This is a genomic window from Psychrosphaera aestuarii, assembly GCF_017948405.1.
Classification (GTDB): Bacteria; Pseudomonadota; Gammaproteobacteria; order Enterobacterales; family Alteromonadaceae; genus Psychrosphaera; species Psychrosphaera aestuarii.
The window spans coordinates 1,098,649-1,118,640 of record NZ_CP072844.1 but is presented as its reverse complement, the minus strand read 5'-3'; the positions used below and the strand labels follow the sequence as shown (position 1 = coordinate 1,118,640).

19 protein-coding genes are annotated in these 19,992 nt (G+C 40.3%); 8 read left to right on the top strand and 11 right to left on the bottom strand.

Translation table 11 applies throughout. The features are described from left to right. Positions 1–7: 7 nt before the first annotated feature. Both J9318_RS05110 and hisS read right to left on the bottom strand, forming a co-directional pair. Positions 8–655: a YfgM family protein gene (locus J9318_RS05110; protein WP_210561939.1), complete on the bottom strand. Its 648-nt coding sequence runs from the start codon at positions 653–655 to the stop codon at positions 8–10. A 45-nt stretch (positions 656–700) separates the two neighbouring features. Beyond that, on the bottom strand, positions 701–1,984 hold the full coding sequence (gene hisS, locus J9318_RS05105) for a histidine--tRNA ligase (RefSeq protein ID WP_210561937.1): 1,284 nt from the start codon (positions 1,982–1,984) through the stop codon (positions 701–703). Between the two features lie 218 nt (positions 1,985–2,202). Between hisS and J9318_RS05100 the strand changes: the two genes are divergently transcribed. Together J9318_RS05100 and J9318_RS05095 are read left to right on the top strand one after the other, a co-directional pair. After that, positions 2,203–3,351 carry a cyclic di-GMP phosphodiesterase gene (locus J9318_RS05100; RefSeq protein ID WP_244731906.1) on the top strand — a complete coding sequence of 383 codons (1,149 nt, stop codon included), beginning with the start codon at positions 2,203–2,205 and terminating at the stop codon, positions 3,349–3,351. Positions 3,352–3,376: 25 nt separating this feature from the next. Continuing rightward, on the top strand, positions 3,377–4,546 hold the full coding sequence (locus J9318_RS05095) for a cyclic di-GMP phosphodiesterase (RefSeq protein ID WP_210561933.1): 1,170 nt from the start codon (positions 3,377–3,379) through the stop codon (positions 4,544–4,546). A gap of 46 nt (positions 4,547–4,592) precedes the next feature. Here J9318_RS05095 and J9318_RS05090 read toward each other — a convergent pair whose 3' ends face one another. Continuing rightward, a complete protein-coding gene (locus J9318_RS05090) occupies positions 4,593–5,615 on the bottom strand; it encodes a general secretion pathway protein GspB (protein WP_210561931.1) in 1,023 nt (340 codons plus the stop codon). Then, positions 5,612–6,475: an ExeA family protein gene (locus J9318_RS05085; RefSeq protein ID WP_210561929.1), complete on the bottom strand. Its 864-nt coding sequence runs from the start codon at positions 6,473–6,475 to the stop codon at positions 5,612–5,614. Before J9318_RS05085 ends, J9318_RS05090 begins: the two co-directional genes overlap by 4 nt. Before the next feature lie 151 nt (positions 6,476–6,626). On the opposite strand from J9318_RS05085, the gene J9318_RS05080 reads away from it, so the two are divergent. Beyond that, complete coding sequence (locus tag J9318_RS05080) at positions 6,627–7,853, top strand: multifunctional CCA addition/repair protein (protein ID WP_210561927.1); 1,227 nt, start codon at positions 6,627–6,629, stop codon at positions 7,851–7,853. Positions 7,854–7,937: 84 nt separating this feature from the next. On the opposite strand, the gene J9318_RS05075 is transcribed toward J9318_RS05080, so the two are convergent. Together J9318_RS05075 and folB are read right to left on the bottom strand one after the other, a co-directional pair. Continuing rightward, positions 7,938–8,732 carry an undecaprenyl-diphosphate phosphatase gene (locus tag J9318_RS05075; RefSeq protein ID WP_210561924.1) on the bottom strand — a complete coding sequence of 265 codons (795 nt, stop codon included), beginning with the start codon at positions 8,730–8,732 and terminating at the stop codon, positions 7,938–7,940. A gap of 42 nt (positions 8,733–8,774) precedes the next feature. Beyond that, the gene (gene folB, locus J9318_RS05070) at positions 8,775–9,146 is read right to left on the bottom strand and encodes a dihydroneopterin aldolase (RefSeq protein WP_210561922.1); all 372 of its coding nucleotides are present in this window, start codon (positions 9,144–9,146) and stop codon (positions 8,775–8,777) included. Positions 9,147–9,275: 129 nt separating this feature from the next. Here folB and plsY point away from each other — a divergent pair, with 129 nt between their 5' ends. Further along, entirely contained in the window at positions 9,276–9,866 is a 591-nt protein-coding gene (gene plsY / locus J9318_RS05065) for a glycerol-3-phosphate 1-O-acyltransferase PlsY (RefSeq protein ID WP_210561920.1), read from the top strand. Here plsY and tsaD read toward each other — a convergent pair. Beyond that, a complete protein-coding gene (tsaD, locus tag J9318_RS05060; RefSeq protein ID WP_210561914.1) occupies positions 9,849–10,907 on the bottom strand; it encodes a tRNA (adenosine(37)-N6)-threonylcarbamoyltransferase complex transferase subunit TsaD in 1,059 nt (352 codons plus the stop codon). The two genes, plsY and tsaD, sit on opposite strands and share 18 nt — an antisense overlap. A gap of 197 nt (positions 10,908–11,104) precedes the next feature. On the opposite strand from tsaD, the gene rpsU reads away from it, so the two are divergent. The 4 genes from rpsU to rpoD all read left to right on the top strand — a co-directional run bounded on the left by rpsU (position 11,105) and on the right by rpoD (position 15,841). Continuing rightward, on the top strand, positions 11,105–11,320 hold the full coding sequence (gene rpsU / locus J9318_RS05055; RefSeq protein WP_105053374.1) for a 30S ribosomal protein S21: 216 nt from the start codon (positions 11,105–11,107) through the stop codon (positions 11,318–11,320). Between the two features lie 32 nt (positions 11,321–11,352). Beyond that, a complete protein-coding gene (locus tag J9318_RS05050; protein WP_210561912.1) occupies positions 11,353–11,799 on the top strand; it encodes a GatB/YqeY domain-containing protein in 447 nt (148 codons plus the stop codon). A gap of 245 nt (positions 11,800–12,044) precedes the next feature. Further along, the gene (gene dnaG, locus J9318_RS05045) at positions 12,045–13,796 is read left to right on the top strand and encodes a DNA primase (RefSeq protein WP_210561910.1); all 1,752 of its coding nucleotides are present in this window, start codon (positions 12,045–12,047) and stop codon (positions 13,794–13,796) included. Positions 13,797–13,999: 203 nt separating this feature from the next. Beyond that, positions 14,000–15,841 carry an RNA polymerase sigma factor RpoD gene (gene rpoD / locus J9318_RS05040; RefSeq protein ID WP_210561908.1) on the top strand — a complete coding sequence of 614 codons (1,842 nt, stop codon included), beginning with the start codon at positions 14,000–14,002 and terminating at the stop codon, positions 15,839–15,841. Positions 15,842–16,058: 217 nt separating this feature from the next. Here the strand turns inward: rpoD and rraB are convergent, their stop codons facing one another. The 4 genes from rraB to J9318_RS05020 all read right to left on the bottom strand — a co-directional run bounded on the left by rraB (position 16,059) and on the right by J9318_RS05020 (position 19,986). Beyond that, the gene (rraB, locus tag J9318_RS05035; protein ID WP_210561906.1) at positions 16,059–16,400 is read right to left on the bottom strand and encodes a ribonuclease E inhibitor RraB; all 342 of its coding nucleotides are present in this window, start codon (positions 16,398–16,400) and stop codon (positions 16,059–16,061) included. 2 nt (positions 16,401–16,402) lie between these two features. After that, positions 16,403–17,149 (bottom strand): 1-acylglycerol-3-phosphate O-acyltransferase, encoded by a 747-nt coding sequence (locus J9318_RS05030; protein WP_210561904.1) that lies wholly within the window; start codon positions 17,147–17,149, stop codon positions 16,403–16,405. Between the two features lie 120 nt (positions 17,150–17,269). After that, positions 17,270–18,568: a sensor histidine kinase gene (locus J9318_RS05025; protein ID WP_210561902.1), complete on the bottom strand. Its 1,299-nt coding sequence runs from the start codon at positions 18,566–18,568 to the stop codon at positions 17,270–17,272. Continuing rightward, positions 18,568–19,986 (bottom strand): sigma-54-dependent transcriptional regulator, encoded by a 1,419-nt coding sequence (locus J9318_RS05020; RefSeq protein ID WP_210562376.1) that lies wholly within the window; start codon positions 19,984–19,986, stop codon positions 18,568–18,570. The genes J9318_RS05025 and J9318_RS05020 overlap by 1 nt, the downstream gene beginning before the upstream one ends. Between the last annotated feature and the right edge of the window lie 6 nt (positions 19,987–19,992).

Below are 19,992 nucleotides of genomic sequence, written 5' to 3'. Positions count from 1 at the left end.
CTGCCTTTTAGCTAGCAACGTTTGTTGACAATGCCAAATCTTGAAGCTTCATCTTTAAAATCGCATTTCCATCCAAGCCACCTTTATCCGCAGCCGTTTGATAAGCTTGACGAGCTTCAGTGTTTTTACCTTGTGCAAGGAGTGCATCACCTTTAATTTCGGCTACGCGAGCTTCATATGCTGATTCTGTGATTGATGCTAATGTCGTAAGTGCTACATCGTACTTTTCTAAAGCAATTTGTACTCGAGCCAAACGAATATCAACCAACCCTTTTAGGCTTACTTCAGAAGTTTCTTTTGACGCTGCAAGTAATCGAGTTTCTGCTGTAGTAAGTTGACCAGCTTCTACTGCTTTTTTAGCGGCAATCAGGTTAGCAAAAATTGCATAGCCTGTTTCGCCATGTGCTTTAACAAAACTATCCAGTTCTGCGTCAACTAACTCTGACTTAGCCGTTTCTACACCGGCCACTTTGATAAATTCTTCAAATTGCATTGATGCGTTTTCTTGCGCTTCAATTTTACTGTCGACATACATATTCCAGCCGGTAAAACCAGCTAAACCCAATGCTGCGCCTACAAGTATTTGTACGCCATTCTCTTTAAAAAACGACTTGATTGCTTCTTCTTGTTGTTCTTCTGTTGAGTAAATTTCCATTACAACCTCATATTTTGCACTGCATCAACGCACTAGGCGTAGATATCAATTTTGTCCTACCAACTCTTGAACTCGGTTGGCTACGTCGCTCCAGCTTACTGTTTGTTGTTCACCCTGTACAACTAGGTTTTTAACAGTAACCTGTTCATTATTTATTTCGTCTTCACCTAAAATTAGGGCGACTTTAGCGCCTAATTTATCAGCACGCTTCATTTGTTTCTTGAAGTTGCCACCACCGCAATGGTTCACAACTCGCAAACTAGGGGCAGAATGTCGTAATTGCTCGGCAATTTCAACCGCTTTTAATTCTGCGCTTAAGCCCTGAGCTACGATGTAGACATCGGCACTTGATGTTGGTTCAACTAAAATACCTAATGTTTGCAATAAAAGCACCAAACGCTCAATACCCATTGCAAAACCGACTGCAGGTGTAGATTTACCACCTAACTGCTCGACTAACCCGTCGTAACGGCCACCAGCAAGCACTGTTCCTTGTGAACCTAAACTCTCAGTAACCCACTCGAATACAGTTCGGTTGTAATAGTCTAAACCACGAACAAGGCGCTCATTTACAACGTATTCAATGCCAGCGGCATCCAGTCTTGCCTTTAACTCACTGAACATTTCTGCTGATTCTTCATCTAAATGCTCAGACAAACGAGGTGCATCTTTTAGTATTTCTTGCACATCCGCGTTTTTACTATCGAGTATTCTTAACGGATTAGTACCTAAACGGCGTTTTGAATCTTCATCTAACTTGTCTTCGTGTTTTTTCAAAAACTCAACTAATGCTGCTGTGTACTCTTGACGCGCTTCGCTGGTTCCTAATGAGTTGATTTCAAGTTTTAAATGTTCAGTTATACCAAACGCTTTCCACAGACGAGCAGATAACATGATAACTTCTGCATCCATGTCGGCACCGGCAAAACCATAAGATTCAACTCCAAACTGATGAAATTGGCGGTAGCGACCTTTTTGAGGACGTTCATGACGAAACATAGGGCCTGTATACCAAAGACGTTGCTGTTGGTTATATAACAGTGCGCCCTGATTTGCAGCACGAACACACACTGCGGTACCCTCGGGACGTAAACTTAATGAATCGCCGTTACGATCGTCAAATGTATACATCTCTTTTTCAACGATATCAGTAACTTCACCAACAGAACGCTTAAACAAGTCCGTAAATTCAACAATTGGAAAGCGGATCTCTGAATAACCATAACTGGCTACAGTTTGGCGTAATACAGCTTCAACTTGCTGCCACTGAGCGGTTTCAATCGGCAGAATATCATTCATGCCTCGAATGGCTTGGATCGGTTTTGACACGACTAGAAAAACCCTTAGATAAAAAATAGTGCCGTATTATATGCGCTTTGTCGCCTAAGGTAAATTGCCGTTGTAAATGATTACCAATTCACGACTAAGTTTTTATATATTTTTATAGGTTCAAATGCGTTTTTTTGTTAAATTGATTAGATTAAAAACTACCAAACTCTACTCATACGATGTTAAAAGAATTTTTAGTTAGCGATCTCAAGTGCAATATGTTTGTTGCCGAAGTAACTGAACAAACGGGACGGTTTTCCGTTAAATCTGGTGGGTTTGTTAGAAGCCAAAAATCGATAAATAATCTCTTAGCGAAAGGTGTTTCTAAGGTTTTAGTTGACTTAGACAAAAGTGAACATGAAAAAGAACCTGAAGTTGCGCCTGTTAGCACCGCAGTTCCTGTTGAAAAAGTTCGACCAAAGACATCGTTTAAAGATGAAATTGGTAAAGCAAAAAAACTATATAACCAAGCTAAAACACTTCAACGTCAAGCCTTAAAAAACATGAAAGCAGGTCGACCCATTGATACCGGTGGCATGAAAGAGGTCGCTGATGGTTTTATTGATTCTATTTTTCGAAATCAAGACGCGCTGGCTTGTATGACAAGAATGCGTCAAAAAGATGATTATTTAATGGAGCACTCCATAAATGTTTCTATCATCATGACTATATTTGCTAAACATTTACAGATCGATGAAAAAACAATTCATGACTTAGCAACCGGCGCCCTTTTGCATGACTTAGGAAAAATAAACATTCCTGATGAAGTATTGCATAAGCCGGGGCGATTAACTGATGATGAAATGGTGATCATGCGTTCGCACGTTACATTAGGTTACGACATACTAAGAGAGTCTAGCGATTTATCACCGACCATTTTAGAGGTTGTTCGAGACCACCATGAACGTTTAGATGGCTCCGGTTATCCAAATGGCAAAAATGAAAATGAATTAAGTCAGTTTGCCAAAATGATCAGTATCTGTGACACATATGATGCTATTACTGCATCTCGCGTGTATCAAAATGCTCGAACGCCGATAATGGCATTTAAGATACTAAGAAAAGAAAGTGGTACTGGTTTCGACGCAAATTTAGTAGCGGAATTTATAAATTGTATGGGTGTCCATCCAGTTGGAACATTAATTCAAACCAAAAGTAATAAACTTGGTATTGTAATAAAATCAAACTTTGTTAACCCTTTATGTCCTGTTGTTAAAGTTTTTTACAGTTTGGCCAATAAAGGCTATATCCCATCAAAAACAATTGATTTGGGCGCTCCGGGTGTCGAAGATGAAATTGCCCAAAGCGTAAAACCGGAAGATTACGGAATTGACATTAACCGTATCATGACTGAAATATTAGACTAATTTTAAAGTAAACAAGAGATAACCCATGAGTGACGGATTGCAGCGAATTCCAATTACCAGACTATTGCCGGGGCAATATGTGGTGGATATCTCTCAGCAAATTGGTCACATGAAAGTCGCTTCTTCTGGCTGGGTACGAACGCAACAGGAAATCAATGAGCTCGTTGCTAAAGGCATTGTTAGCGTAACTATTGATACCACCCAAAATGCAAATCAATTAGAAGCAGATGACTTTAGTTTCCAAGATCAATTTGTCCGAGTGCCATTTAGTCAAGAAATTGAAAATGCCAAAGCGTCTGTAGAAAACGTAACCTCTGTTTTAGAGGAAAGCTTCGATTATATTCGCAATGAAAACTTGTTTGATGTGAACGCACTGCACCTCGCCGCTATGGAGTTCATCGCATCTATTTACCGAAACTCGGCACCAGCACTGGCGCTTGTGCGTGTTAAACACTACAAAGATTTTCAAGTTGGCCATGCACTGCGCTGCGCTGCTTATTATGCCGCAATGTTAAGAAAGATGAAGTGGCCAACTGACGTAGCACAAAACTGGGTAATGGGTGCATTACTGCATGACATAGGCAAACTCACTATGTCTAAAAGCATCCAACAGCCGAATGACAAAACGCTGACCAACAAGCAACGAGCAGAAAATGAGTTTTTAGTCGTTGATCATGTTGAAAATGGTTTAGAGATTGCAATGTCGGTCGGCAGTTTAACCAGAGAAAGCATAGATGTCATTCGCCTACACCATGAAAAAATTGACGGCTCTGGTTATCCTGCGGGCAAAAAACTAACAGATATCAATGACGCTTTACGTATATTTAGCATTGTTAATGCCTTTGACAATTTAACTAGAGTTGGAATTAACGGCAAACCAATCGGTGTTTTACAGGCGTACCGAAAGCTGATGACACTAGATGGCGAGTTTGATAATGATATGTTACAGCGGTTTATTCAAAATATTGGGGTTTACCCACCTGGCACTTTAGTTAAGCTAAAAAGTGGTAAAGTCGGTTTAGTGCTAGATAACGTTGGCAATCACTTAAGACCATTTGTTAAGGTAATTTATAATGAAAACCTTGGTCATCATGTAACGGCTAAAGTTTTTAACCTAGAGACCAGCCGCAACGAAGAAATTGAAGGTTTATACTACGGCAACAAACGCGGAATTTTTGCTGAGAATTATCTATAACAAACAGTCCCATCAACCATAATTCAAAATACCGCTTAATTGCTATTTAGCGATAGTCCTCAAGTGCGACTTGAATAAAACGTCTGTCTCTGCTTTCCCACACGATTAAGTCTTGTCTAATTTCAGCAACTCGTAAATAAGGCGTTAGTCGATCGCCTTCAAATAAAGTGATGTTGTTTATTCTTACCCAACGCTCATTTACATCTGAAGAATAAATGTGCATTTCGTATAATAGTTCCGGGATTAGCGCTTTATCACTGCCTTTTAACTCTTTAATATCAACCAAACTAGAATCAACTTCGACCTGAATGCGATTGTCGTTGCTAGTTTCACCTTTTAAACCTTTGTTATTTTCAGTATCGGTTTCCTCTAGGGCTAACGCAAACTTAGCTTGTAAGTCACTGGGAACTTCATCTAGTGTTATATTTGAACTATTAATGTCTGCAACATTAATTACTACTTGAGGCTCGTCCTCCACTATATTTTCATCGACTGAATCGGTAAGATTCTCAGTTACATTGGCTACGTTCAAATTATTTGTCGCTGACTGATTCAGTGATGACTCAGCCGGTGTGCTAACATTAACAACTTGCTGCTCTTGCGGTAATGATTGTGCGGTCACAGACTCAAGTGGTTGCTTACTTTCTGCCGTACCATCATGTTTGACGTCGTTATAAGTAACATTAGGATTTGTTTGTTCAGAACTAGGCTGGTCAGCCCCCTTACCGTTAGCATTAGCGCCAACTAACTCAGTCTGACTGCGCTCAGCTTCTAAAATGTGAGAGCCCACCTTAATTTGCGGAGAGACTTTTTCCGTTCCTAATATGTACCCAGCCAATAAACCAATAATTAATAGTAAAAATGCGATGGCAGACCAAGCTAACCATGGGCGATTATTTTGATTGGCAAACCTCGGATCTGATATTTCTGAATAGGCATATTGATTATTGTAGGCGGCTGCGTGACTGGCCTGATTCGTGTAATTTTGATTCTGACCTTGTTGGTCCTGGTTGGCTTGTTGGCTTTGCTTGCCTTGATCTTTTAACAATGCCTTGTATAAAAAACTCACGCTCTTTTTCCCTTTAAAAATGACAGCCATGACCAGAGTCTACTTGTCTCATTTGCAATACCTAAAATTTCACTCGATGCCTGTTTTACTAGTTTTGCATCAACATAGAAGCGGTTACCCGCGTACGCCCCCATTAAGGCACGATCTGCCAATAAATTTATCAATCTAGGCGTTCCTTTTGAGTATCTAAACAAGGCACTAATCGCTTTTTTATCAAATAATGGGCGACTAGCCCCCACTGACTGCAATCGATGATTTACATATGCCGAGGTCTCTTGTTCAGTAAGTGGCAGCAAGTGATAACGTGCTGTTATTCGCTGGGCCAACTGACGCAACTCACGTTGCGCTAATTTTTCTTGTAACTCTGGCTGCCCAATTAAAATTATCTGTAATAACTTCTTGTCGTTAGTTTCAATGTTGGTAAATAGACGCAATTGTTCAAGAGCGTCAACATCCAATAATTGAGCTTCATCTACTACAAGCAGGCAACTTTCACCCTTCTCATGACTTGTCACTAAAAAGGCTTGCAATGCATCTGACAACTTTTTATGGTCAGATGTCTCATCGAGTTGCAATTCAAAAGCGTCGCATACAGTCTGTAATAATTGAATTCGATTCAATGTTGGGTTGAGAATGTACGCAACATGTAATTCATCGGGTAAATCAGACAGTACTGCGCGCGAGACCATGGTTTTACCTGTACCAACCTCTCCCGTCAACATAACAAAACCGCCGTTACCACGTAACCCATACTGTAAGTAAGCAATTGCTTCTTGATGGCGCTGACTTGGGTACATCATATTTGGGTTTGGCGCTATATTAAACGGTTCTTGGTTTAACTGAAAATACTCTAGGTACATGAAACTTGCTCACAACTGGTGCGGTTTGATAAATATTTGAATTGAGCCAACCATACCGACCAACCTCGAAAAATCAACTACTTTCCACAAGGACTTTTTTTGTATTTCAGAATATACTTAATCTATAAAGCAGTATGCGGTGGGAGTCATTGTGCAAATATATCTAGTTGGTGGTGCTGTTCGTGACAAGCTACTAAATTATCCCGTTAAAGATAACGATTATTTAGTAACAGGCGCGACAATCAAACAAATGCTTGATCTTGGGTATCAGCAAGTCGGTAAATCTTTTCCTGTTTTTTTACATCCTACTGACAAACAGGAATATGCCCTCGCTCGCACTGAAAAAAAACAAGGCTCGGGTTACACGGGCTTTACCTGTGAGTTTACACCAGACATCACGCTAGAGCAGGACTTACAGCGTAGAGATTTAACCATAAACGCAATGGCTATGAGCGAGGATGGTACGATTCATGACCCGTATAACGGTCAGGTCGATCTAAATAACAAACTCCTTCGACATGTATCCAACGCGTTTGTTGAGGATCCGTTAAGAGTTCTTAGAGTCGCCAGGTTTGCAGCAAGGTACCATCACCTTGGTTTTTCAGTGGCTCCAGAAACGCTGGCTCTAATGAAAGAAATAGTGTCAAACGGCGAAGTTAACGCTTTAGTACCGGAGAGAGTGTGGCAAGAGACCGAGTCGGCGCTAAATGAACAGGACCCACAAGTCTATTTTGAAGTCTTACGAGAATGCGGTGCCTTGAAAGTTATTATGCCGGAGCTTGATATTTTATGGGGCGTTCCTAATCCTCCTAAATGGCATCCTGAAATTGACACTGGAATACATACCATGTTGGTAGTCAAACAGGCTCAACTGCTGTCAAATGACTTAGCCGTTCGTTTTGCTTGCTTATGTCATGACTTTGGCAAGGGCCTAACAAAGCCAGTGGATTATCCTAGACATCACGGCCATGAAAAATCCGGCATAGTACCGATTAAGGCCTTTTGTGAGCGTCTCAGAGTACCAAATGAACCACGCGATTTAGCAATATTACTTAGCGAGTTTCATACACACACGCACCGCGCTTATGAATTAAAACCTGAAACATTGATAAAACTTTTTGACCGACTAGATGCGTGGCGAAAACCAATAAGGTTTGAGCAGTTTCTAACTTGTTGTACAGCTGACATGCGAGGGCGCACAGGCTTCGAGAATGCAGAATATAAACAGACTGATTATTTAAGAAGTATATTTGAAGTCGCTAATAGCGTCGCGATTAAAGATGTCATTGCGGCAGGTTTCAAAGGACCAGAAATAAAAGAAGAAGTTCGTCAGCGTCGAATTGAAGCTATTACTCAAGCTAAATCAAAACTAGCCTAACGTAGTTGAACGAAGGCTAGTCTTAATGTGGATTATTAACCGGGTTGAATTACCACCTCAAGTTAACAGCTACATTTTTCTAGTTTAGATAAAGAAAAATATTAGGATAGCACCAAGAAGTAATCGATAGATAACAAAAGGTAGCATGCCTATTTTCTCAACTAATATTAAGAAATAGTGGATACATGCGTAAGCTGATACAAAAGACAACAAGGTTCCAAGACCAATTGCTGCCCAATCAACAGGCATAGTTTGTTGAGCTAGCTTAAGAGTTTGATAACCGCCAGCAGCTAGAATAAGCGGTATCGATAATAAAAATGAAAATCGCGCTGCAGCTTGACGAGTCAAACCAACCATCAAGCCGGCCGTAATTGTTATACCACTTCTTGAAGTCCCAGGGATTAACGCCAACACCTGAGCAAAACCTATGATAAGGACTTTTTTAACTGTGACTTGATATTCATCGGTATTTTGTTTTGCAGTTGCATCGGCGTACCATAGCAACAAGCCAAATATGATGGTCGTAGTGGCAATAACCGCAGAGCTTCGCAAGTTGCCTTCAATAAAGTCATCTAATGCAAAACCAATCAAACCTGCCGGTATTACACCAAGAATGATTAACCAAGCTAAATTGCTTTCTTTATCTTTACGCCCTGAGAAAGATTTTACCCAACTAACAGTCATGGCTGATACTTCATTCCTAAAATAAAGTACAACTGCAAATAAACTACCAGCATGAACGGCAACGTCAAATGCGAGTCCTTGGTCATCCCAACCAAACATTTGTGACGGCAAGATTAAATGCGCTGAACTGGATATCGGCAAGAACTCAGTTAACCCTTGCAAGATTGCCAATACGATAATCTCAATCAAACCCATTCTTTTATATCCTTGTTATTCTTTGATAAATCCAATGATTATTTATTTCGCATACTGGCTAGAGTCACGCTCTATTATTACGCCAACACTTTTTGTACTGGCAACTGCGCCAAGCTTTCTTAATGTAATCTTTACACTATTAACCGAGTAGTGTGTCAGAATTTGCTCTGCCACTTTTTCGGCAACCGTTTCAATTAACTCGGCTTGATTGTCTTTGGCCAATCGAACAATATCTTCAGCAACAACGGCATAATCTACTGTTTTCGACAAATCATCGACTTTGGCGGCTGCGCTAATATCCGTTCTCATTTCAACATCAAACTGAAGCGTTTGTTGAATGCTTTTTTCCCACTCATACACACCAATGACGGTATCTACTTTTAGCGCTTCTATAAAAACGATGTCTTGAATCATGTTTTGCCCTGATATTGTTAATATTTCGCGTTCATGGTTTGAAGTCCGGCGATTGCTCAGATACCATGCAATTTGTTCGAAAATAATTCGAGCGCGAATTCTAGCGTATATTCATCTGTTGAGGAACTGATGTCTTTTGACTTTTTCATAACAATTGTTGTTGCCTACCTGATCGGTTCGATTAATTTTGCGATTTTAATCAGCCGGACTAAAGATTTGCCTGATCCTCGAACACAAGGTTCGAACAACCCCGGTGCTACAAATATATATCGTATCGCAGGTCGTTCTACGGCTTTAAAAGTGCTTGGATTAGATATATTAAAAGGTATTGTGCCAACGTGGGGAAGTTACTATCTTGGCTTATCACCTATGGAAATTGGTTTTACCGCGATTGCTTGCTGTTTAGGTCACATGTTTCCAGTATTTTTCAAATTCAAAGGCGGCAAGGCTGTTGCTACCGCATTAGGATGCTTACTACCCGTTGGAATTAGTTTAGGTGCGGTTTTATTATTGGCCTGGATCGCTGTCTTCAAATTAACAGGTTATTCGTCGCTCGCTGCTATTGTATCTGTTGGCGTCTCTCCAATAGCAACTTATTTTATAGCCCCAAAATACACACTGCCTGTAACTATGCTGGCAATATTTATTATTTTGAGGCACATCCCAAATATTTTACGCTTAATTAAAGGTGAAGAGCCTAAATCAAAGCAGAGGTTGTAATTCTTCAATCGACCAGCGTGGTTTCGCTTTTACTTTTAAGTCAGTAGTCCCTTGATGAAGCCTTTGAGCCCCCGCGTAAGCTATCATAGCGCCATTATCAGTACAGAACTCTGGACGAGGATAAAATACAGAACCGCCTTGCTTTTTCATCAACACCTCAAGCTTTTCACGTAACTCAGTGTTGGCACTTACGCCACCAGCAATGACCAGCGTTTTATGTCCGGTTTGTTCCATCGCCCTACGACATTTGATTGCAATTGTATCTACAACCGCTTGCTGAAACGCATGAGCAATATCGGCTTTTGTCTGCTCTACATTTGCAGGGGCATCTACTTGACTAGATTGACCGCCCGCTAAATGAATCCCCTCTTTTCGAATCGCATTTGCTGCTGCGGTTTTTAGGCCGCTAAAACTAAAATCCAAACCAGGTCGATCAGTCATAGGTCGTGGAAACTTAAAACGTCCTGGCTCGCCATTTAACGCTAATTTAGCCAACATTGGGCCTCCTGGATAATCCAGCCCAAGAAGCTTTGCTGTTTTATCAAAGGCTTCGCCGGCGGCATCATCAATTGACTCACCCAAAATTTGGTACTCACCGATACCTTTTACTTCAACAATTTGTGTGTGCCCGCCCGATACTAATAAAGCAACAAATGGGAACTCAGGTTGTTTATCCTCTAACATCGGCGCTAACAAATGACCTTCCATATGATGCACCTCAATAGCTGGCACACCCCATGCGAACGCCAAAGACTTTGCTATGCAAGCTCCAACCATAAGTGCACCAACAAGACCTGGCCCCGCTGTATATGCAATACCTGCAATATCAGATTTATTTAAGTCATGTTTGGCCATTAATGCTTTTATAATTGGAATTGTCTTACGAACATGATCTCGAGATGCTAGTTCTGGAACAACACCACCGTAATCCGCATGGATTTTTATTTGGCTATACACTTCGTGACCAATAAGGCCTTGTTCTGTATCGTATAAAGCGACACCAGTTTCGTCACAAGAAGACTCTATAGCTAATATTAACATTCTAAATTCCACAGCGATTGATAATTAACGACGGCATTCTACCCAACCTCCATTAAATGCTCCAGAGAATTAATCTATTCACGTTTAAATAAAGACTTTACTTTGTGAGTAATTTGGCTATAGAATACGGCACCATTTTTATTAGTCTTGGTTAAATAGATAACCATTAATACACAAATACTGAGGTGAATTTTTAAATGCCAGTAATTAAAGTAAAAGAGAACGAACCGTTTGACGTAGCTCTTCGTCGTTTCAAGCGTTCATGTGAAAAAGCAGGTATCCTTTCTGAAGTACGTCGTCGTGAGCACTTCGAAAAGCCAACTTGGGCACGTAAGCGTAAGAAAGCTGCGGCTGTTAAGCGTCACTTGAAAAAAGTGTCTCGCGAAAACGCTCGTCGTATCAAGCTTTACTAATATTGGTTTAATCTCTTTTCGTAAGGAAGCAAATGAGCTTAGTTACAACGCTTAAAGATGCGCAAAAAGATGCAATGCGTAACAAAGACAAAGAACGTCTTGGTGCAATTCGCATGGTTTTAGCAGCCGTAAAGCAAAAAGAGATTGACGAAAGAATTGAACTGGATGATGAGCAAGTTATCGCTATCTTAACCAAAATGGTTAAACAGCGCCGTGATTCCCAATCACAATTTGAACAAGCAGATCGTCCAGAGTTAGCAGCAAAAGAAGCGGCTGAAATTAAAGTTATTGAAGCCTTCATGCCTCAGCCATTGTCTGAGGAAGAAGTGTCATCACTTATCGCGAATGCTATTGAATCTACCTCCGCGTCAGGTATGCAGGATATGGGCAAAGTAATGGCAGAGTTGAAACCGACTTTAACTGGTCGTGCTGATATGGGAAAGGTCAGTGGCCTTGTGAGAACGTATTTAAATAAGTAATCACAGCTTTTATTGCTAAAAAAACCACAAATTTTTATTTGTGGTTTTTTTATGCCTAAACGTTAAGCTATACAATTAGTAAGCCTTGCGCAAATACTGTTTAGTGGCACTCGGTCTATAGAATAGCGTTATTACAGTAAAGTAGGCAGTACAGTAAAACATTGAAGTTCTAACTTTTCATTTTCTTAAATTCACTTTTCTGCAATAATTCACACCCACATTATTTATATAAATGAGAGAGCACTTTGGCAGGACGAATTCCAAAAGGTTTTATTGATGACGTTGTCGCTCGCACAGATATTGTAGAATTAATAGATGCGAGAGTCCCACTTAAGAAAGCTGGGAAAAACTATCAAGCCTGTTGTCCTTTTCACAATGAAAAATCGCCATCGTTTTCAGTAAGTCCCGATAAGCAGTTTTACCACTGTTTTGGTTGCGGTGTGCATGGTAATAGCGTTAGTTTTTTAATGGAGTATGAACAGCTCGAGTTTGTAGAAGCAATAGAAGAATTAGCTCGCTTAAACTCCATGGATGTTCCAAGAGAGCAATCAGGCGGTAAAACCAAACACTACCCAACCGTAAGCAAAGAACAAAAACAATCCGATTACGATTTGATGGAAAATGCCTCTCGCTTTTATCAACATCAATTAAAACATGATGAGAATGGTCCTGGCGCTATTGAATATTTAAAATCACGCGGATTATCCGGGGAAATTGCCCAACGATATGGTATCGGCTTTGCCCCAGACAAGTGGGATTCAGCATTAACAACGCTCGGTAAAACCTCGGAAGCCAAACAACAACTTCTTGATTTAAAAATACTAACCTCTAATGATAAAGGTCGTACATACGACTTTTTTAGAAACCGTGTGATGTTCCCTATCCGAGATAAAAGAGGCAGAGTTGTTGGTTTTGGTGGTCGAGTAATGGATGACGGCACACCAAAATATCTCAACTCCCCAGAGACACGTATATTTCACAAAGGTCGAGAGCTGTATGGATTCCACCAAGCCAAAATGGCTAATAAAAACCTAGACCAGGTAATAATAGTAGAAGGCTATATGGATGTTGTCTCATTGGCGCAACAAGGTATAAGCTATGCCGTTGCAGCATTGGGCACAGCAACAACACAAGACCACATGCAAATGCTGTTTCGAGCAACCCGAAAAGTTATTTGTTGTTATGATGGAGACCGTGCAGGAAGGGATGCGGCATGGCGAGCGCTAGAGAACGCCTTACCTCAATTAAAAGATGGTGTGGACTTACGATTCTGTTTTCTCCCCGATGGTGAAGACCCAGATACTATGGTTCAACAAGAAGGCAAAGAAGCATTTGAGCAACGTTTAGCCAAATCAACACCATTAATTGATTATTTTTTTGAGCATTTTGTTGATCAATTAAACCTAACTGATGATGCCGGCAAATCAGCTCTATTAGCTCAAGCGAAACCACTTATCTCGCTTATACCGAGCGATTATTACAAAGAGGCGTTATTAGCTAAGCTGGCACGCTTGGTTGGGAAACAAGTCGATCAAATTAAAATAGCTTCTCGCTCTCCAGTTGCAGACGTTAAGCAACGTCAAACTGAGTTTCAAATAACGCCTATGAGACGTGCGATTGGCTTAATGCTTCAGCACCCTGCTTTGGCTAGCGAAATTCCTTTTATTCCTGCATTAGCGAACGCTGAGTTGCCGGGCTTTGATTTATTTATTCGCATACAAAAAAACTTAGTCGATGAACCAAACCTTAGTTCACCGGTTTTATTAGAGCGCTTTCGAGACAGCAAAGAGTACCCATACTTAGCTCAACTCATCGCATGGGAACATCAAATTCATCCAGATAATCTTATTGCGGAGTTCTCAGAAACATTTAAGTCGTTACAAGATAGCTACTTAGAAAAGCGTTTAGAAGGTTTGTTAATAAAGTTTAAAACAGGCCGATTAGATGCTACTGAAAAATCAGAATACGTCGCTTTAATGTCAGCTTTAAAAAAATAACTTTCATCTATCTTATCCTGAGCTCTCGACTACACTTGAGCTACAGAATATTTAATTTGGTTTCCTTTATTTCATAGCCAGATAAAGATTCTGCTGTTATAATATGCAGTTCGATTTTTCCATGCTTGGTTTAAATTATTCCAAACATAGGGAATTTCTTTTCCAGAATTTGATGTTCAACTAGTAGGTGGAAGATAATCTGTATGGAGCAAACTCCTCAGTCTCAATTAAAACTTCTTATAATTAAAGGTCGCGAGCAAGGTTATTTAACTTTTGCTGAAGTTAACGATCACCTTCCACAGGATATGATCGACGCCGATCAGGTCGAAGACATCATTCAGATGATCAACGACATGGGTATCAAGGTGTGTGAAACACCACCTGATGCCGACGAATTATTAATGCAAGAACAAACCAGCGATGACGAAGTTGTCGAGGCTGCTGCAGCTGCATTAGCAACTGTTGAAAAAGAAATCGGCCGTACTACCGACCCTGTTCGTATGTACATGCGTGAGATGGGTACCGTTGAACTTTTAACACGTGAAGGCGAAATTGTCATTGCCAAACGTATTGAAGAAGGTATCTACACGGTACAGTCTTCAGTTGCCGAGTATCCTCAAGCAATTAGCTACTTATTGGACCAATGGGACCAATACGAAGCAGAAGAAATTCGACTTAGCGATATTATCAATGGTTTCTTAGATCCAAATGAAGATGATGTAGCTCCTGCTGCAACGCATGTTGGTTCAGAATTGTCTGAAGATCAGTTAGCTGATGAAGATGGCGACAATGATAATGACGATGATGATGAAGACGAAGAAGAAGTTGATACAGGTCCAGATCCTGAAGAAGCTCGTGAACACTTTATTGAATTACGTCGCTTATATGATGAGTCAACGGTTTCAATTAATGAATTAGGTCGCGCTCACCCTGACACGCAAGAAAAAATTGCGGCACTTGGTGAACATTTCCGCCTATTTAAACTAATTCCTAAGCAGTTTGATCGCCTTGTAAAAAACATGCGTGACATGATGGACAGAGTTCGTATTCAAGAACGTTTAATCATGAAACACTGTTGTGAATATGCAAAGTTACCGAAGAAAGACTTTGTTAAAATTTTCCCTGGTAATGAAACCAAGACGTCTTGGTTAGACTTATTGCAAAAAGGTGACGATCCTGTTGCGAAAAAGCTAATCGACGTAGACATTGAAATTCGTCGTAGCATTTCGAAATTGCGTGATATTGAAGAAGAAACTCTATTAAACGTAGAGTCTATTAAAGATATCAACCGTCGTATGTCAATCGGTGAAGCAAAAGCTCGTCGTGCTAAAAAAGAAATGGTTGAAGCGAACTTACGTCTAGTAATCTCGATTGCTAAAAAATATACAAACCGTGGTTTACAATTCTTGGATCTAATTCAAGAAGGTAACATTGGTTTGATGAAGGCGGTTGATAAGTTCGAATATCGTCGTGGTTATAAATTCTCTACTTATGCTACGTGGTGGATTCGTCAGGCAATTACACGTTCAATTGCAGACCAAGCTAGAACAATTCGTATCCCTGTCCATATGATTGAAACGATCAATAAATTAAATCGTATTTCACGTCAAATGCTACAAGAAATGGGTCGTGAACCAACGCCTGAAGAACTAGCAGAACGTATGGTTATGCCAGAAGACAAGATTCGTAAAGTCTTAAAAATTGCGAAAGAGCCAATTTCTATGGAAACACCAATTGGTGATGACGAAGATTCGCACTTAGGTGATTTTATTGAAGATACTACGATTTCTTCTCCAGTAGATACTACTACATCAGAAGGCCTACAAAACGCCACTCGTGATGTACTATCTGGTTTAACAGCTCGTGAAGCAAAAGTTCTTCGTATGCGTTTTGGTATCGATATGAATACCGACCATACGCTAGAAGAAGTAGGCAAACAGTTTGACGTTACCCGTGAGCGTATTCGTCAGATTGAAGCGAAGGCACTACGTAAATTACGTCACCCTTCTCGCTCAGAGCCACTTAAGACATTCTTAGACGAATAGTCTAAACGCTATTGAGTAAAATGACAGAACGGTCCTTTAAGGGCCGTTTTTTATTATCTCATCATTAGCTTTCTAAGTAAGGCGCGTAGGTTCAACTTTGGTATGGCTAGCGTTCATTAATTACATTATAAAACTAGACTGTCCGATAATGTAGGGCGATCAAAAAAGCCCACGTCGTTTAACGACAGTGGGCTTCTTTATATAACGTTGGCGCAAATCACTCTTCGAAGTGAGTACCCCAGCCATCATATTCAAGATCATGAGCTTCTGCGAATGCCACCATCTCTTCTACTTCTTCATTTATAATTATTTCATCTAATGGACACTCTGTATCAACATCAAAGCAAAATACTAACTCACCATCTTCTGTTTCAACTTGTTCTATTTCAGAGATGTCCCAGCCTTTTAAAAACGCCGCTTGCTGAGCTTTGTCTGCAGCATCAGCAGTCTCTGCAACAAAGTGGTGTTCTATGCCATACATAGCTTCTGTATTAGAGCCATCTTCTATAAGTTGTTCGATAATGTCGTTACTAAATTCTTGCCAATCTATCGGTTCCATTATTAACCTTTTTTACCTGTCTCTTCTGATTGTGGAATATAGCCTAATTCTGAGTTTAATTCGTCAATTTTTTTAGACATTAATTCTCTTACTTCTTCTGCTTTGGCTCTTATGTATTGTTTTTCATCGCTTTCAATTGCAACAGGCTTCATATACTCAATAATAACTTCACCGTTATCCCAACGATTAAGTTTGATACGCTCATGCGTACTGCTTATTGCAACGGGAACCATAGGAACGCCCGCCATAAATGCCGTATAAAAAGCACCTGTTTTAAACTTCATTAAACCACGGCCGCGTGAACGTGTTCCCTCTGGAAATAACCATACAGATATTTTCTTTTCACGAATTTTTTGAGCCGCTTGACCAATTGTGCCATGAGCTTTAGTGCGATTGGCACGGTCAATCAAGATGTTGCCAGACAACCAATATACCTGCCCAAAAAATGGCATCCACTTTAAGCTTTTTTTGCCAACACTTACCGTGCCTTTTCTAACCGCGTTAGAGGCTGTAAATATGTCCCAAGTGTTTTGGTGATTGCCAATATAAACCACAGGCTCTGATAAAAGATTTTCTTTACCACGAAGTACAATTTTTAAGCCAAGCATTTTTGCAAATGAGCCGTAGACGGTTGCTACCATGTGAACATTATTTCGCTGAAACGGCTTAATGATTAGATATAAAAGGAGGAAGGCTGTAGATAAAATAAAGAACACACCTAAAAGCAATACACGTAAAATAGCCAGCACAAATAGAACTCCAATAATTTAAAGGCGCATTGTAGCAAAGTCAGCGAACACCTGTAAGCTAAAGTTTTGTTAAATCGGAGTCAATTTCACTATTTGTAGATAGAGCAATAGAATCGCATGTTAGTTTTTGAATGGAAGCACTACTCTCACCGCTAAACCACCTTCATCTCGGTTAAAAAGTCCGATATGACCATGGTGTGCGTCTGTAATTTCCCTACATAACGCGAGTCCAAGACCGCTGCCACTAGGCTTAGTAGAATAAAAAGGTATTAATGCATTTGCCATCACGCTTTCGGAAATACCTTTGCCTTTATCCATTACCGAAATACAAGATTCGTTTTGTCGTTGCTCAAGTTGAATACTCACGTCACCAGGTAACGAACCTGATTCATGTGCATTCTTTAATAGGTTGATTATCAATTGTTCTAATTGAATTGGATCCGCATAAACGGTTTGCCCAGACTCTGATAAATCAATAAATCGCCATTGAGACTTAAGTGTTGCAATCAATTGATCCCAGCTAATAGGTTGGACATTTGGTTCAGGTAACTTGGCAAACTTACCATAGCCTTGCACAAAGTCACTTAAGTGCTGGATTCGCTCATCAATCGTTGAGAATACGCGCGTCAAACGCTCTTCTTTGAGCTTTTCGCTAATAATACCGCCACTATGTAGCATGGATGATATTGGTCCCAGAGAATTGTTTAATTCATGACTTATCACTCTAATGACTTTTTTCCACACAGCTACTTCTTGGCGGCTAAGTTCTCGAGTCATTTGTTTTAAAATAAACAGAGTATGCCCTTGGTTATTTAATGAAAACTTCCCTGTAGACATATGCCAAGTTTGCGGCTCATCCTCATCAAAAACGATTGAAAAGAGGCCCTCTTTCTTTTCGGCAATAGCGGCTTGGGCGCCTTTGGGAGCCGTTTTTAATAAGTGCGAAAGAAGATTGCCATCCAACCCCTTTGAATAGTTAAAAAAACGTCTAGCAGCAATATTACTGAAAATAACTTGCTGTTGGTCATTAACTAGAAAAAGCGCTTCTGGAGAGCTTTGCGTGACTTTATCTAGCAACAATTCCCGTTGATAAATCCAATGTTTCTCTTCTCTAAGTTGTAACGCGGTGGAATTATAAAGCGAACATAACTTACCCAACTCATCTTTATTCTGATAAGACAAAGTTGTGGAGTACTCACCGTCTTTTAAATTCAACAAGCCAAGCTCTAATGCAGACAAGCCCTCTCTAATGTCTCTTAACAAATAGCGCCCTAATAACACACTCACACTCACCACTGTTATGGCACTGAGTATTTTAATATTTAGAGATAGTCCATCTAACAGGAATAGCGGTATGCAACAAATACTGCTGATTAGCGCAACAACCGTTAGTATTTTAGATAAAACCTTGTTCAACATTAGTAAGGGATCTCATATTTATCTAAGCGCCGATACAAAGCTTGTCTACTTAAACCAAATTGACGAGCAACACGAGCTATCACGCCTTTTTCACCTCTCATAGCAGCTTCTAATGCTTCTTTTGAGACTTCTAAAGTGGCGGGTTTTGATGTATTTGTTTGCGAAGCTAAATTGGCTTGAGAAGTTCCATCAGTTTGAGAAATCAAATTAACTTGGGCAGCTATTCTCGTTGGTGTAGCGATATTCATTTGTTGGTTAAACGCAAAGTCTATAGCTTCAATTACACCCGTCGGTTTCAATACTGCGACTCTTTTACAGCTGTTCTCTAATTCTCTTACATTGCCCTGCCAATGATGAGCTTTAAGCGCGTTTTCGGCCGACAAACTAATCTCTCTGTTTGGTAAAAAGTGATGTACCAACGGCATAATATCGTCTAACCGACTCGATAAAGGAGGAACGTTAAGTTCAATAACATTTAACCGATAAAATAGATCTTCCCTAAAGTGACCACTTGCAATGGCATCTAAAAGATTACTATTTGTGGCAGAGATAACCCTGACATTTGTTTTAATGGTATTTACTGAACCAAGGCGTTGAAATTCCCCTGTTTGGATCACTCGCAACAGCTTTGTCTGTCCAGAATAAGGTAAGTTGCCAATTTCATCTAAAAATAGAGTGCCTCCATCGGCGGCTTCAAACAGACCAATTCGTTTTTTATTGGCTCCGGTATACGCGCCTGCCTCAGCACCAAATAACTCAGCTTCGATTAAGTCGGCCGGTAACGCGCCACAATTAACTTTAATAAATGGTTTATCTGCAATAAGAGAATTAGCCTGGATCACTTCGGCTATTTTTTCTTTGCCGCTACCATTAGCTCCAGTAATTAATACGGAGATATCTGATTTTGCGACTTGTACTGCCATATCAACGACACGCTGCATGGCTGCACTGGCATAAACTAAACCAACACTACTGGCCTTTGATTTTGTGCTGTCATCCGCTGACTGCTGGCGCAGTAATTTCGCTTTGGCTTGATTCGCCTTACCTAAAGCAACCAAATTAGCAATTGTGTTTAATAGTTTCTGGTCATCCCAAGGTTTGGCAATGTAATCCACGGCTCCTGCTTTAACGAGTTCAATGGCTTGCTCTAGATCTGTCCATGCCGTGATTAAAATAACAGGTAAATGTGGGTCAAGTTCGCGCAGTTGATAAAATAACGTTTTGCCTTCTTCCCCAGATGTTGTGTCGCCCGTGAAATTCATATCTTGAATAACAAGAGAGACACGTAGCTGGTTAGCGTATTGTAGGGCTTCTACAGGTGACGTTGTGGTAACAACATCGTAACCATGAATTTCAAGCAACAAGGACAAGGCTTGTAAAACGGCGGGTGTATCATCAACGATTAATATTTTGTCCATCATCTA

Bases quoted from the DNA above. Each gene is read 5' to 3' on its own strand.
- J9318_RS05110 (WP_210561939.1), bottom strand. From the start codon at position 655: ATGGAAATTTACTCAACAGAAGAACAACAAGAAGAAGCAATCAAGTCG.
- J9318_RS05100 (WP_244731906.1), top strand. From the start codon at position 2,203: ATGTTTGTTGCCGAAGTAACTGAACAAACGGGACGGTTTTCCGTTAAA.
- J9318_RS05095 (WP_210561933.1), top strand. From the start codon at position 3,377: ATGAGTGACGGATTGCAGCGAATTCCAATTACCAGACTATTGCCGGGG.
- J9318_RS05085 (WP_210561929.1), bottom strand. From the start codon at position 6,475: ATGTACCTAGAGTATTTTCAGTTAAACCAAGAACCGTTTAATATAGCG.
- J9318_RS05075 (WP_210561924.1), bottom strand. From the start codon at position 8,732: ATGGGTTTGATTGAGATTATCGTATTGGCAATCTTGCAAGGGTTAACT.
- folB (WP_210561922.1), bottom strand. From the start codon at position 9,146: ATGATTCAAGACATCGTTTTTATAGAAGCGCTAAAAGTAGATACCGTC.
- plsY (WP_210561920.1), top strand. From the start codon at position 9,276: ATGTCTTTTGACTTTTTCATAACAATTGTTGTTGCCTACCTGATCGGT.
- tsaD (WP_210561914.1), bottom strand. From the start codon at position 10,907: ATGTTAATATTAGCTATAGAGTCTTCTTGTGACGAAACTGGTGTCGCT.
- rpsU (WP_105053374.1), top strand. From the start codon at position 11,105: ATGCCAGTAATTAAAGTAAAAGAGAACGAACCGTTTGACGTAGCTCTT.
- J9318_RS05050 (WP_210561912.1), top strand. From the start codon at position 11,353: ATGAGCTTAGTTACAACGCTTAAAGATGCGCAAAAAGATGCAATGCGT.
- rpoD (WP_210561908.1), top strand. From the start codon at position 14,000: ATGGAGCAAACTCCTCAGTCTCAATTAAAACTTCTTATAATTAAAGGT.
- rraB (WP_210561906.1), bottom strand. From the start codon at position 16,400: ATGGAACCGATAGATTGGCAAGAATTTAGTAACGACATTATCGAACAA.
- J9318_RS05025 (WP_210561902.1), bottom strand. From the start codon at position 18,568: ATGTTGAACAAGGTTTTATCTAAAATACTAACGGTTGTTGCGCTAATC.
- J9318_RS05020 (WP_210562376.1), bottom strand. From the start codon at position 19,986: ATGGACAAAATATTAATCGTTGATGATACACCCGCCGTTTTACAAGCC.